The organism is Streptomyces sp. NPDC053431 (assembly GCF_044544925.1).
Classification (GTDB): Bacteria; Actinomycetota; Actinomycetes; order Streptomycetales; family Streptomycetaceae; genus Streptomyces.
The window spans coordinates 90,398-101,407 of record NZ_JBITXX010000016.1 but is presented as its reverse complement, the minus strand read 5'-3'; the positions used below and the strand labels follow the sequence as shown (position 1 = coordinate 101,407).

Annotated in this window: 10 protein-coding genes; 7 read left to right on the top strand and 3 right to left on the bottom strand. The window is 74.1% G+C overall.

Annotated elements, in window-relative coordinates:
• Window positions 1-187: 187 nt before the first annotated feature.
• From hmgA to ACIGXE_RS29825, 4 genes are all read left to right on the top strand, one after another.
• Window positions 188-1,513 carry a homogentisate 1,2-dioxygenase gene (gene hmgA, locus ACIGXE_RS29840; RefSeq protein WP_399752062.1) on the top strand — a complete coding sequence of 442 codons (1,326 nt, stop codon included), beginning with the start codon at window positions 188-190 and terminating at the stop codon, window positions 1,511-1,513.
• Window positions 1,514-1,563: 50 nt separating this feature from the next.
• Window positions 1,564-2,313, top strand: a complete 750-nt coding sequence (locus ACIGXE_RS29835; RefSeq protein WP_399752060.1) for a GntR family transcriptional regulator — start codon at window positions 1,564-1,566, stop codon at window positions 2,311-2,313.
• A gap of 153 nt (window positions 2,314-2,466) precedes the next feature.
• The gene (locus ACIGXE_RS29830) at window positions 2,467-3,486 is read left to right on the top strand and encodes a hypothetical protein (protein WP_399752058.1); all 1,020 of its coding nucleotides are present in this window, start codon (window positions 2,467-2,469) and stop codon (window positions 3,484-3,486) included.
• A 172-nt stretch (window positions 3,487-3,658) separates the two neighbouring features.
• On the top strand, window positions 3,659-4,879 hold the full coding sequence (locus ACIGXE_RS29825) for a type ISP restriction/modification enzyme (RefSeq protein ID WP_399752056.1): 1,221 nt from the start codon (window positions 3,659-3,661) through the stop codon (window positions 4,877-4,879).
• A gap of 328 nt (window positions 4,880-5,207) precedes the next feature.
• Here the strand turns inward: ACIGXE_RS29825 and ACIGXE_RS29820 are convergent, their stop codons facing one another.
• Window positions 5,208-5,927 (bottom strand): TetR/AcrR family transcriptional regulator, encoded by a 720-nt coding sequence (locus ACIGXE_RS29820; RefSeq protein ID WP_399752054.1) that lies wholly within the window; start codon window positions 5,925-5,927, stop codon window positions 5,208-5,210.
• 87 nt (window positions 5,928-6,014) lie between these two features.
• Between ACIGXE_RS29820 and ACIGXE_RS29815 the strand changes: the two genes are divergently transcribed.
• Both ACIGXE_RS29815 and ACIGXE_RS29810 read left to right on the top strand, forming a co-directional pair.
• On the top strand, window positions 6,015-6,971 hold the full coding sequence (locus ACIGXE_RS29815) for an ATP-binding cassette domain-containing protein (protein WP_399752052.1): 957 nt from the start codon (window positions 6,015-6,017) through the stop codon (window positions 6,969-6,971).
• A complete protein-coding gene (locus ACIGXE_RS29810; protein WP_399752050.1) occupies window positions 6,968-7,744 on the top strand; it encodes an ABC transporter permease in 777 nt (258 codons plus the stop codon). Before ACIGXE_RS29815 ends, ACIGXE_RS29810 begins: the two co-directional genes overlap by 4 nt.
• A gap of 153 nt (window positions 7,745-7,897) precedes the next feature.
• Here the strand turns inward: ACIGXE_RS29810 and ACIGXE_RS29805 are convergent, their stop codons facing one another.
• Window positions 7,898-8,170, bottom strand: coding sequence for a hypothetical protein (locus ACIGXE_RS29805; RefSeq protein ID WP_399752048.1), 273 nt, complete (start codon window positions 8,168-8,170; stop codon window positions 7,898-7,900).
• A gap of 276 nt (window positions 8,171-8,446) precedes the next feature.
• Here ACIGXE_RS29805 and ACIGXE_RS29800 point away from each other — a divergent pair, with 276 nt between their 5' ends.
• Entirely contained in the window at window positions 8,447-10,033 is a 1,587-nt protein-coding gene (locus ACIGXE_RS29800; protein ID WP_399752046.1) for a serine/threonine-protein kinase, read from the top strand.
• On the opposite strand, the gene ACIGXE_RS29795 is transcribed toward ACIGXE_RS29800, so the two are convergent.
• Complete coding sequence (locus ACIGXE_RS29795; protein WP_399752044.1) at window positions 10,017-10,823, bottom strand: SGNH/GDSL hydrolase family protein; 807 nt, start codon at window positions 10,821-10,823, stop codon at window positions 10,017-10,019. The genes ACIGXE_RS29800 and ACIGXE_RS29795 overlap by 17 nt on opposite strands.
• Window positions 10,824-11,010: the final 187 nt, after the last annotated feature.

Here is an 11,010-nt window from a genome sequence, read left to right as displayed (position 1 = left end):
CAATGTTCATGTTTTGGAACCCCCCGTGCACCCACCACGTCCAAGACGCCCACCGACCGGCTCGGGACGGCCCGGGAAAGACCCACAAGGGGCGGGAAGGGCCCGGAAAGTCACCGTTGACGCGAGCGGGAGCGGAATCCTACGGTCATGCATAGGATTGTTGGGAGCGTCAGGACAGGAGCACGCGATGAACGCGGAGACCCAGGCGGAACAGGCGAGAAAGACGGCCGAAGCGCTGACCTACAGCACGGGCTTCGGCAACGAGCACAGCTCCGAGGCCGTCCCCGGCGCCCTCCCCGAGGGCCGGAACTCGCCGCAGCGGGCTCCGCTGGGGCTGTACGCGGAGCAGCTGAGCGGCAGCGCCTTCACCGAGCCCCGGGCGCACAACCGGCGCTCGTGGCTGTACCGGATCCGGCCCTCGGCCGCCCATCCCCCGTTCACCCGTGTCGACAACGGCGCCGTGCGCTCCGCGCCGTTCACCGAGACGGTGCCCGATCCCAACCGGCTGCGCTGGAACCCGCTGCCGGAGCCGGCGCCCGGCACGGACTGGCTGGCCGGTCTGTGGACCCTCGGCGGCAACGGTGACGCGACCCAGCGCGCCGGCATGGCCGTGCACCTCTACCACGCGAACGCTTCCATGGAGCGGGTCTTCAGCGACGCCGACGGCGAGCTGCTCATCGTGCCCGAGCACGGCGGACTGCTGCTGCGCACCGAGCTCGGCAACCTCGCGGCCGGCCCCGGCGAGGTCGCGCTGATCCCGCGCGGCGTCCGCTTCCGCGTCGAGCTCCTCGACGACCGCGCCCGCGGCTACGTGTGCGAGAACTACGGCGCACCGTTCCAGCTGCCCGACCTCGGCCCGATCGGCGCCAACGGCCTGGCCAACGCCCGCGACTTCCGGGCGCCGGTCGCCGCCTACGAGGACGTCGAGTGCCCGGTCGAGGTGGTCAACAAGTACTGCGGCAACCTGTGGTCCGCGACGTACACCCACTCGCCGCTGGACGTCGTCGCCTGGCACGGCAACCACACCCCGTACGTCTACGACCTGCGCCGCTTCAACGTCATCGGGACGATCTCCTACGACCACCCCGACCCGTCGATCTTCACGGTGCTCACCTCGCCGTCCGACACCCCCGGTCTGGCCGGCGTCGACTTCGTGGTCTTCGCCCCGCGCTGGCTGGTCGGCGAGGACACCTTCCGGCCCCCGTACTTCCACCGCAACGTGATGAGCGAGTACATGGGCCTGATCGAGGGCGCGTACGACGCCAAGGCGGAGGGTTTCGTGCCGGGCGGCGGCTCGCTGCACAACATGATGTCCGCGCACGGCCCCGACCGGGAGACCTTCGACAAGGCCAGTGCCGCCGAGCTGAAGCCGCAGAAGATCGACGACGGTCTGGCCTTCATGTTCGAGACCCGCTGGCCGGTCACCGCCACCGCCCAGGCGGCCGGTGCCGACCACCTGCAGCGCGGCTACGACGACGTATGGCAGGGTCTTGAGCGCCACTTCCGGCCGTGAACAGCCGTAACATCCGGCCGGGTGTCTCGTAGTCGTCGTTGGAGAGAGCCGTGACCGCCTTCGCTCCCGACTCGCTGGTCCTGAACCGGAAGCTGCCGCTCTGGTACCAGGTCTCGCAGTCGCTGCGCGCCTCCATACTGGGCCGCACCCCCGACGCCTCGCTGCGGCTGCCCACCGAGGAGCAGCTCGCGGCGCATTACGGCGTGAGTGTGCTGACCATGCGCCAGGCCCTCAAGGAACTGGAGGAGGAGGGCCTGATCAGCAGGCACCGGCGGCGCGGCACCTTCATCGAACCGGGCGCCCGGCGCTCCACCCCGCGCCGGCTGCTCGGCTCGATCGACGCGATCGTGGCCCAGCAGTCCGGCGAGCGGACCACCGTGCTCGGCCACGGCACGGAGCAGGTCCCCGGCGAGCTCGCCGAGTACTTCCCGGGCACCGCCGAGGTCGCCGTGTTCCGGCGCCTCCGCGCCGACGGGGAGAGCGGTGAGCCCACCAACTGGGCGGAGAACGCGGTGCTCCCCGACATCGCCGCGGGCATCGACCCGGCCGATCTGGAGCGCTGGCCGATGACGAAGGTGCTCCGGGACGTCGTGGGCGTCCGGATCAGCCGGATCACCGACACCGTCGAGGCCCGCCTCGCCGACCCGGAGACGGCGAACCTGCTCCAGGTCCCCCTGCTCTCCCCGATCCTCCACTACACGGGGGTGACCTACGACGCCGACGGCCGGGTCGTCGACGTGGCCCGCATCCGCTACCGCGGCGACCGCTTCTCCTTCACGGTGACGGTGGAGGCGCACTGACCCCCGTCCGGTTGCCGGATCCCGGCAACCGGCGGACCCGCCCCTTTCCGTCGCCCGGCGTTGCACCGCGTGTCGGCGCGGCGCAGGCTGAGGGCGCAGGGGGATCGCGCCGCAGGGCGGGCTGGCGGGGGGTGCGGGATGAGGCATCGGGCCGTGTTCCGATGGGTGCTGGTGCTCGGCCTCGTGCTGCTCGGGGGTTCGTACGGGCTGTACGAGGCGAGGCCGGGCTTCCCCGAGCTGCGGCAGATCGACCTGGTGGTGCTCGACGAGAAACCCGACGGCACGTGCCGGGTCCAGTGGGTGGATCCCTTCGGGGACCGCGAGCTCGAAGGGCCGTACCACTGCGATCCCGAGCGGTCCTACCGGCTGAAGGCACCCGCCTACGACGAGGGTTCCGGCTACGGCTGGGAGAGCGGTTTCATCCGCACCGAGGAACCGCACCGGGGCGAGCTGTACGCGCTCGACGACAGCCCGGAGCCGGACTGGCGCGGCGACCTCTCCGCGCTCCTCATGGGCCTGGGGTCCCTGCTCGCGGTCGCCGCGCTCATCGGCGGGGCCGTCCGCACCGGGCCCCGGATCCGCGAGGCGGAGCCGCGGTTCCTGCGCCGCGCGGCCCGGCTGCGGGACGCCGCCGCGTGGGTGGTCCACGACCACGACCGGGCCGTCGCGGCCGTCCACGCCGCGCGCGGGGACGGGACCGTGACGCTCGAACGGTACGCGGAGCGGCCCGACGCCCCCGGTGCGGAGCTGGTCCGGGCGCTGCGCGTGCTGCGGGAGGCCGGGCCGTCGGCCCGCGAGGCGGCGGAGAGCGGCCGGCGCCTGAGGGAGCGGCTGGAGCCGCTGCTGGCCGACGCGGCGCCCGCCGCCGGGTACCGGAGCGTCCTGGGAGCCGGGCCGGAGGCGCGGCGGCGCGCGGCGCTCGCGGTCGCCGCGCTGCGTCCGCTGGTGGAGGAGGCCGAGCGGGCCGGCCTCCCGGAGCGGTTCGCGCAGTCCTCGGTCGACCTGCTGCGCGGGCAGGACGCCGATCCGGCCGGACTGGCCGCGTGGGCGGACTTCACACGCGACCCCGCCGCCTACCGCCGCCTGCTGGCAGACGTCACGGGCCCCCGCCCCACCCGCCACGCACCGTCCACCCCGCCCCACCGCCGCCGTCACCCCCGCCGAAGCCGGTGACACCGGACGGGCCGCCCGCCGGCGCCGGGCCAGGCGCCGACAGCGGGCGGGGCCACCGACACCAGGCCGGCCGCCCACACCAGGCGGGGTATCGCGCTCCGCCGGGTCGCGGCGTGAGGGGACCCGGTGCTTTCGCGGCGGCGGTGGATGGGGGCGGATCGCGCTCATTAGCATGCGGGGCGTGACGGAAGACGCGGCGCTCGAGGATCTGCCCCTGCTCGACGAGCTGATGCCCTGGGCCGTGGCGCCGTTGCGGCTGGGGCGGGCGTGGATCGTCGCGCCGGACGCGCGCACGCTGCGGGCCCGATGGGAGCGGCTGGTCGCGGCGGAGGGCGCGGAGCGGGAGGCCTTGTTCCGGCCCAGCCGGGCGCGGACGCCGGGGAGTTCGGTGGCCGCGCTGCCCGGGCAGCGGACCGGGACGGTGCGGCTGGCGCGCGAGCCGGGGCCCTGCCCGGAGCCGGTGCGGCTCGCGCACGGTCCGTTCGACGAGCAGTGGCTGCTGCCCGACCACCGGCTGATCGACACCGCGCGGCCCGAGCTGTGGCGGGTCGCCGACGACCGGCAGCTGTTCGCGGTGGAGCAGGGGTACGTGCCGGGGGCGGCCGGGCCCGCGCTGCTGGTGACGGCCGCGCTGCCCGACGGACGCTCCCCCGCGGGCCGGCCGGGCCGGATCCGGCCGCTGTTCCGGCGGCCCGGCGGCCTGGAACCGAACGTGACGCCCGGTCTGCTGCCGCTGCTGAGCGCGCGGTACGGCTCCGAGGTCGACGCGGCGGACGTGGCGGCCTGGGCGGTGGCGGTGGCCTCGCCCTCCCCCGCCGGCTGCCGGGTGCCGCTGCCCGCGGACCCGGAGGTGTGGGCGGCGGGCGTGGCTCTGGGCCGGGAGCTCATCGAGGTGCAGCTGCGCGGGGCCCGGGGCGGCGCGCGGCCCCGGCTGCCGGGCGGGCGCCGGCCGTACGTGCGGGCCGCGATCCCCGCCCGGCCCACGACGCTCGCGTACGACCCGGAGGAGGAGGTGCTGAGCCTGGACGAGGGCCGCATCTCGCCCGTGCCGCGCCGGGCGTGGGAGTTCGAGGTCGGTGGGGTGCGGATGGTCGAGCAGTGGTTCGCGCACCGGACCGCACCCGCCGAGCCGGGCAGTCTGGAGGCGATCGGCCCGGCCGGCTGGCCGCAGGGGTGGACCTCGGAGCTGCTCGAACTGATCACGGTCCTCGCCCTGCTCGCGGAGCGCGAGCCGGAGCGCACGGCGCTCAGGGAGCGCGCCACGGCGGCGGGGGTGAGCCGGGGCGCACTGCGGGAGGCCGGGGTGCTGCCGGTGCCGGACGGGGCACGCCGGCCGGCGTCCGTCCTGGATCACCAGGAGGAGGGCCCGGAGGGGCAGTTCATGCTGCTCTGATCACGGCCGCCCTCCTCAGGGGCCGTCCTCAGGGGCCGCTTCCTCGAAGGTCGCCCTCCTCAGGCGCCCTCCTCAGGCGCCCTCCCAGCGGCCGTCCTGAGGGGCCGTCGCTCAGCTGCCGCCCTGCGGGGCCGTCCTCAGGCGCCCTCCTCAAAGGCCGCCCTCCTCAGGGGCTGCCCCCAGGCCTCTTTTCCCGGAGCCGAGCCGCCCGGGCCGACCCCTCCCGCTCCCGGCCCGTCGCCCCCGTCACGTGGCGGAGGGCGCGAGTACCGGCCGCTCGAACTCACCGCGATCGGCGAGGTCATCGCCGCCGCGACTCGCGCCCCCGTCAGGTGGCGGAGGGCGCGAAGGAGTCGAGCAGTCGGGCGATCGTCAGCTCGAACACCTCGTCCGGGTCGGCGGGTGCCGGGGACGCGGTGATCAGCGCGGCGAGGTGCGGGTAGGCGCCGCTCGTGAGCTGCTCCCGCAGATAGGCGCCGCGCACCGCCTGTTCCTCCGCCTCGCTCCAGGGCAGTCCGCGCGCGCGCTCGGCGATGGCCTGCTCGTTGCGGACGGTGGCCATCACGGTGCCGTTGATCATCGCGATGAGCTGCATCTTCTGGCCGGGTTCCACGTCCAGCGGCTCCAGGGCGCCCAGGCACCACTCCAGGTAGCGCAGGGCGTTCGGGCTGAAGCCGTAGGCGGTGGTCATGATCCGGGACAGCCAGGGGTGCCGGTACATGATGGCGCGGGTCTGTCGCGCCAGCCCGGTCATGTCGGCGCGCCAGTCGCCGCTGGGCGTCTCGGGGAGCTCGTACTCCTCACCGGCCGCGTCGACCATCAGCTCGTACAGGTCCTCCTTGCGCGGCACGTAGTTGTACAGCGACATGGTGCCGCAGCCGAGGTCGGCGGCGATGCGGCGCATGGAGACCGCGTCGATGCCCTCGGCGTCGGCGATGCGGACGGCCGCGGCCACGACGTCCCGCCGGCTGTGCGCCGGTTTCGGGCCTCGGCCCGTGCGCTCGGGGCGCGCCCAGATCACTTCGGGTTCGGCCGCTCGGCCCGCCATCGGTCATCACCCTTCCTCGCCCCGCGGGCCCCATCGTAGTGAGGCACCTGGTTACGTACACCGTACGTAGTGCGCTAGGGTCACCCCATGACAACTACGTACGCTGTACTTAGTGAGGGTCTGCGGAAGCGGTACGGCGAGGTGCACGCGTTGCGGGGGCTCGACCTCGCCGTCCCCGAGGGCACGGTCTGCGGCGTCCTCGGCCCCAACGGGGCGGGCAAGACCACCGCCGTCCGGGTGCTCACCACGCTCCTTTCACCCGACGCCGGCAGCGCCCGGGTCGCCGGCCGTGACGTGGTCCGCGACCCGGCCGGGGTGCGCGAGCGGATCGCGGTCACCGGGCAGTACGCCTCCGTGGACGGCGACCTGACGGGCGCCGAGAACCTGCGGCTCTTCGCCCGTCTGCTGCGCGTCCCGCGCTCCCGCGCCGACGAGCTCCTGGAACGCTTCGGGCTCGCCGAGGCCGCGGGCCGGCCGGCCCGCACCTACTCCGGCGGGATGCGGCGCCGCCTCGACCTGGCCGCGAGCCTCGTCGCGCGGCCGCGGGTGCTCTTCCTGGACGAGCCCACCACCGGGCTCGACCCGCGCAGCCGCAACGGGATCTGGGACGCCGTACGGGAGTTGGCGTCCCAGGGCACGACGGTGCTGCTGACCACGCAGTACCTGGAGGAGGCGGACCGGCTCGCCGACGAGATCGTCCTGGTCGACGAGGGCCGGGCGGCCCACCGGGGCTCCCCGGCCGAACTGAAGGCGCTCGTCGGGCACTACGCGGAGGTGGTCGTCGCCGACGCCTCGTTCCTGAACGCCGCCGCGGCGGTGCTCGACCGGCTCACCGGATCGGCGCCGCGGCTCGACGCCGAGCGCCGCACGGTCGGCGCGGTCACCACCGACACCACGCTCACCCTGCCGCGGATCGTGCGGGAGGCGGACGCGGCCGGGGTCCACCTGGTCGACGCCTCCCTGCGCCCGCCCACCCTCGACGAGGTGTTCCTGCGCCTGACCGGCCGCGCGCCCCGTCCCGAGCCCCAGGAGGCGGCCGCATGAGCGCCCTCGTCCACGACGGCACCGCGATCCTCGGCCGGCACCTCCGCCGGATCCGGCACGCCCCGGCGATCACGGTCATGACGCAGACCATGCCGATCGTCTTCCTGCTGTTCTTCGGATACGTCTTCGGCAGCGCGCTCGCGATGCCGGGCGCTGACTACCGGGCCTTCCTGGTGCCGGGCATGTGGGTGGCGACGGCCGCGAACGGCGTGATGACCGGCATGTTCCAGGCCGCGCAGGACACCCACCGGGGCGTGGCGGACCGGCTGCGGACGATGCCGGTGAGCCGGGCGGCGGTCCCGCTCGGGCAGGCGCTCGCCGACCTGGTGAGCAGCACGGTGGGCATGGTGCCGCTGATGCTGGTGGGGCTGGCGATGGGCTGGCGGATCGAGGGCACGCCCCTGGAGGCGCTCGGCGCCGTCGGTCTGCTGCTGCTGTTCCGCTTCGCGACGACCTGGGTGGGCATCCTGCTCGGGCTCGCCTCGCGGAGCGAGGAGGCGGCCGGCCAGCTGGGCAGCGCCACGTTCATGCTGCCGCTGCTGTCCAACGCGTACATCCCGACCGACGGGATGCCGGGCGGGCTGCGCACGCTGGCGGAGTGGAATCCGATCTCGGCGGTGACGACCGCGGTGCGCGTGCTGTTCGGGAACGCGCCCGTGCCGGCGGACGCGGCCTGGCCGGTGGCGCATCCGGTGGCCGGGGCGCTGCTCTGGTCACTGGCGCTGATCGCGCTGTGCGCTCCGGCGGCGGTCGGGCGGTACGCCCGCACCTGACACCGCGCCGGGTGGTGGCGCCGGGTGCCGTGGGTAGGAAGAGGCGCCGGACGGGCGGGGACACGTCCGGCGGGCGGTCAGGAGCTCAGGGGCCGAGCGGGTGCGGGCGGGGTGGTGCGTCGGGGTACGCGGGTGCCCGGCCCGGACGGCCTGTCAGCCGTGGCTGCCGAAGAGCGAGCGGCGCAGTCGGCGCAACGGGGCGAAGAGCGAGACTCGCGAGCTGCGGCTGCGGTGACCGTGCACCGGCACCTCGCGCGTACGCGTCGTCAGTTCCCGCATGAGCAGTGTCGCCTCGGCCGCCTCACGCTGCGGCACGGCGGGACCGCCGAGCACCGCGAGATGGCGGTCGAGTCGCGAACTCGTCGCGCTGCTCCCGCAGGTGATGGCAGGCACACGCGGCCTGCTGCGCATTGCTATCTGTTCCATGTCACTCCCCACCCGTACGAGGGCACCCGGCCCGGGCAGGTTAACCCTATCGCCCCGCTACGACACCCGTGTATTCCGGCCGCAGGATTCACCGTCTGAGTACGGGGGTTGACGATCACTGTCCGAATCCGTCTGATTCCAGGGTGAGTTGGACAGCGATCGAACACCTGTCGAACCGTCACGAACCATCCTGCACGCGCGGGCCCCACCAGGGGGCCTTTCGCCGGGTGTGATCTCCGCCACCAAAAATCGGCCGGGCTCGGCTACCGTGGAGTGATGACGCTCATCGCGGGTCGTTACCGCCTGCTCGACGTGCTCGGCGAGGGCGGGATGGGCACCGTCTGGCGGGCCAGGGACGAGGTCCTGGGGCGCGAGGTCGCCGTCAAGGAGGTCCGGGCGCCGGCCGGGCTGCCCACCGAGGACCGCGAGCGGCTGTACGCCCGTCTGGAGCGCGAGGCCAGGTCCGCCGCGCGGATCGCGAACCGCAACGTCGTCACCGTCTACGACGTGGCCCTGGACGACGGGCGTCCCTGGATCGTGATGGAGCTGGTCCGCGGGCTCACCCTGGCCGAGACGCTGGAGGCCGAGGGCCCGATGCCGCCGCAGCGGGTCGCGCACATCGGTGCCGACGTGCTGGCCGCGCTGCGGGCCGCGCACGCGGCGGGGGTGCTGCACCGGGACGTCAAGCCGGCCAACGTCCTGCTGGCCAACGACGGCCGGGCGGTGCTCACCGATTTCGGCATCGCGGCCGTGGCGGGCACGTCCCCGCTCACCATGACCGGCGAGCTCATCGGCTCCCCCGAGTACCTGGCGCCGGAGCGCGCGCTGGGGCAGACGCCGGGACCCGCGGCCGATCTCTGGTCGCTGGGCGTGCTGTTGTACGCCGCCGTCGAGGGCGTCTCGCCGTTCCGGCGGGAGACCGCGCTGGACACCCTGCGGACGGTCGTGGACGAGGAGCCCGCGCCGCCGGTCCACGCCGGTCCGCTGGCCCCGGTGATCGAAGGGCTGCTGCGCAAGGACCCGGAGCAGCGGCTCGCGGCGGACGCGGCCGAGGACCAGCTGCGGCTGGTCGGCGCGGGCGGCACCCCGCGCACCGAGCCGCTGCGGGCGACGACGCCGTACGCGCCGTTCCCCGCGGGCGGTCCGGGGGCCGAGGGCGCCGGGCCGCGCGGGCCGGTGGGCCCTGGGGCGACGGCGCCGATGACGGCGCCGGGTCCGGAGGAGCCGCGCCGGCGCCGGCGCGGCGCGCTGCTCGCCGGGATCGCGGCGCTGCTCCTGGTGGCGGGCGGTCTGACGTACGCGGCGCTGCGGGACACCGGTTCCGGAGGGACGCCCACCGTGCCGCCGGTCACGACGAGCGCGCCGACCACGGAGCCGACCACTCCCCCGCCGACGACGGCGACCACGAGCGCCTCGCCGAGCGCGACGACGACTCCGCCGGTCTCGGTGCTGCTGTTCGTGCGGGCGGTGCGGGACACGTATCAGGGCTCGTGTCCCCCGACGGAGGCCGAGGCCCCGGCGTTCACGGCGACGGTCACGGTGGACCGGACGCCGGCCACGGTGTCGTACCGCTGGGCGACGGAGAGCGGCGAGGCCCAGGACACCCGGTGGCAGACGCTGGACTTCCCCGAGGGCGGGCCGACCGAGCAGCGGCTCGACCGTACGCAGGCGGCGTATCCGCCGGGCGCCGCGGTGCTCGACCGGATCCGTCTCGAGGTGCGGGAGCCGGTCGCGCGGCAGTCCAACTGGGTGCCGTTCACGGTGGACTGCGAGGAGACGGCCTCGCCGTCGACGCCGCCGACGACCGCGACGCCTTCGAGCGGGACCGCCTCCCCGGGCGGAGCCGTCAGGCCGCCCCGTTGAAGCTCGGCAGGTAGCCGCCGGACTGTCCGGACGCGGTGGGGTGGTACGACTCGCCGATGTTGAGCCAGTTGACGCTGTGCAGCCAGGCCGAGCCGGAGCAGATCTCGTGCCCGGTGAAGGCGGGGACCACGCTGGCGAAGGTGAAGCCGTGGTCGGCGGCGCGCTTGGCGGTGGCCGCGTTGAGGTAGTCGGCGGCGTTGTTGATGGCGCTGCGCTCGTTCTCGCTCAGGCCGGCGATGCAGGTCCCGCCCAGCTGGTAGAAGCGCGGGTAGCCGAGGACGACCACATGGGCGTTGGGGGCCTTGTTCCGGACCGCCGTGTAGACGCTGTCGAGCTTGCCGGGGAGGGTCGTGTCGACGTAGCTCTTGGCTTGATTCACACGGTTGATACAGGTCGACTCGGACTGCAGGACGCAGGTCGTCATCACGTCGGCGAAACCGGCGTCGTTGCCTCCGATGGTGAGAGAGACCAGGTCGGTGGCGGTGGAGAGCGGTCCCAGCTGATTCGCCGTGACATCACCCGTTCGGGCGCCCGAGCAAGCGGTGAACGCGAAGGACGAGGGGGCGTGGGCGTTCTTCCAGAGGACGGGATACGCCTTGGTGGAGCGCTTGCAGTCGCCGCTCGCGCTGTCGTAGCTCCCGGCCCCGACACCCGAGGAGTACGAGTCCCCCAGGGCGACGTAGTCGAGTGCGGCGGTGTCGGCGGCCTGAGCGGCTCCCGCCCCGGTGAGGGCGAGAACGGCGCCGAGGAGGAGCGAGGACGAAAGTGCCGTGAATCGGGACAGTCTCATGGAACCTCCCTGTAGCAGGATCTCTGCGTTACCAGGTAGTAGCAGCGGATCCGCCGCGCCGGAAGTGTCCATGTCAAAAGTGAGAGTGACCGGGGGCCGACACCCCCTCAGAAACCATCGACTTCAAGCCAGGGGACGAACCGTCAAAAGTCGATGCGCCGGAGTGCCCCCGTGGCCGATCATGGCG

Coding starts and splice junctions, on each gene's coding strand:
- hmgA (WP_399752062.1), top strand. CDS start 188: ATGAACGCGGAGACCCAGGCGGAACAGGCGAGAAAGACGGCCGAAGCG.
- ACIGXE_RS29825 (WP_399752056.1), top strand. CDS start 3,659: ATGCGGGGCGTGACGGAAGACGCGGCGCTCGAGGATCTGCCCCTGCTC.
- ACIGXE_RS29820 (WP_399752054.1), bottom strand. CDS start 5,927: ATGGCGGGCCGAGCGGCCGAACCCGAAGTGATCTGGGCGCGCCCCGAG.
- ACIGXE_RS29815 (WP_399752052.1), top strand. CDS start 6,015: ATGACAACTACGTACGCTGTACTTAGTGAGGGTCTGCGGAAGCGGTAC.
- ACIGXE_RS29810 (WP_399752050.1), top strand. CDS start 6,968: ATGAGCGCCCTCGTCCACGACGGCACCGCGATCCTCGGCCGGCACCTC.
- ACIGXE_RS29805 (WP_399752048.1), bottom strand. CDS start 8,170: ATGGAACAGATAGCAATGCGCAGCAGGCCGCGTGTGCCTGCCATCACC.
- ACIGXE_RS29800 (WP_399752046.1), top strand. CDS start 8,447: ATGACGCTCATCGCGGGTCGTTACCGCCTGCTCGACGTGCTCGGCGAG.
- ACIGXE_RS29795 (WP_399752044.1), bottom strand. CDS start 10,823: ATGAGACTGTCCCGATTCACGGCACTTTCGTCCTCGCTCCTCCTCGGC.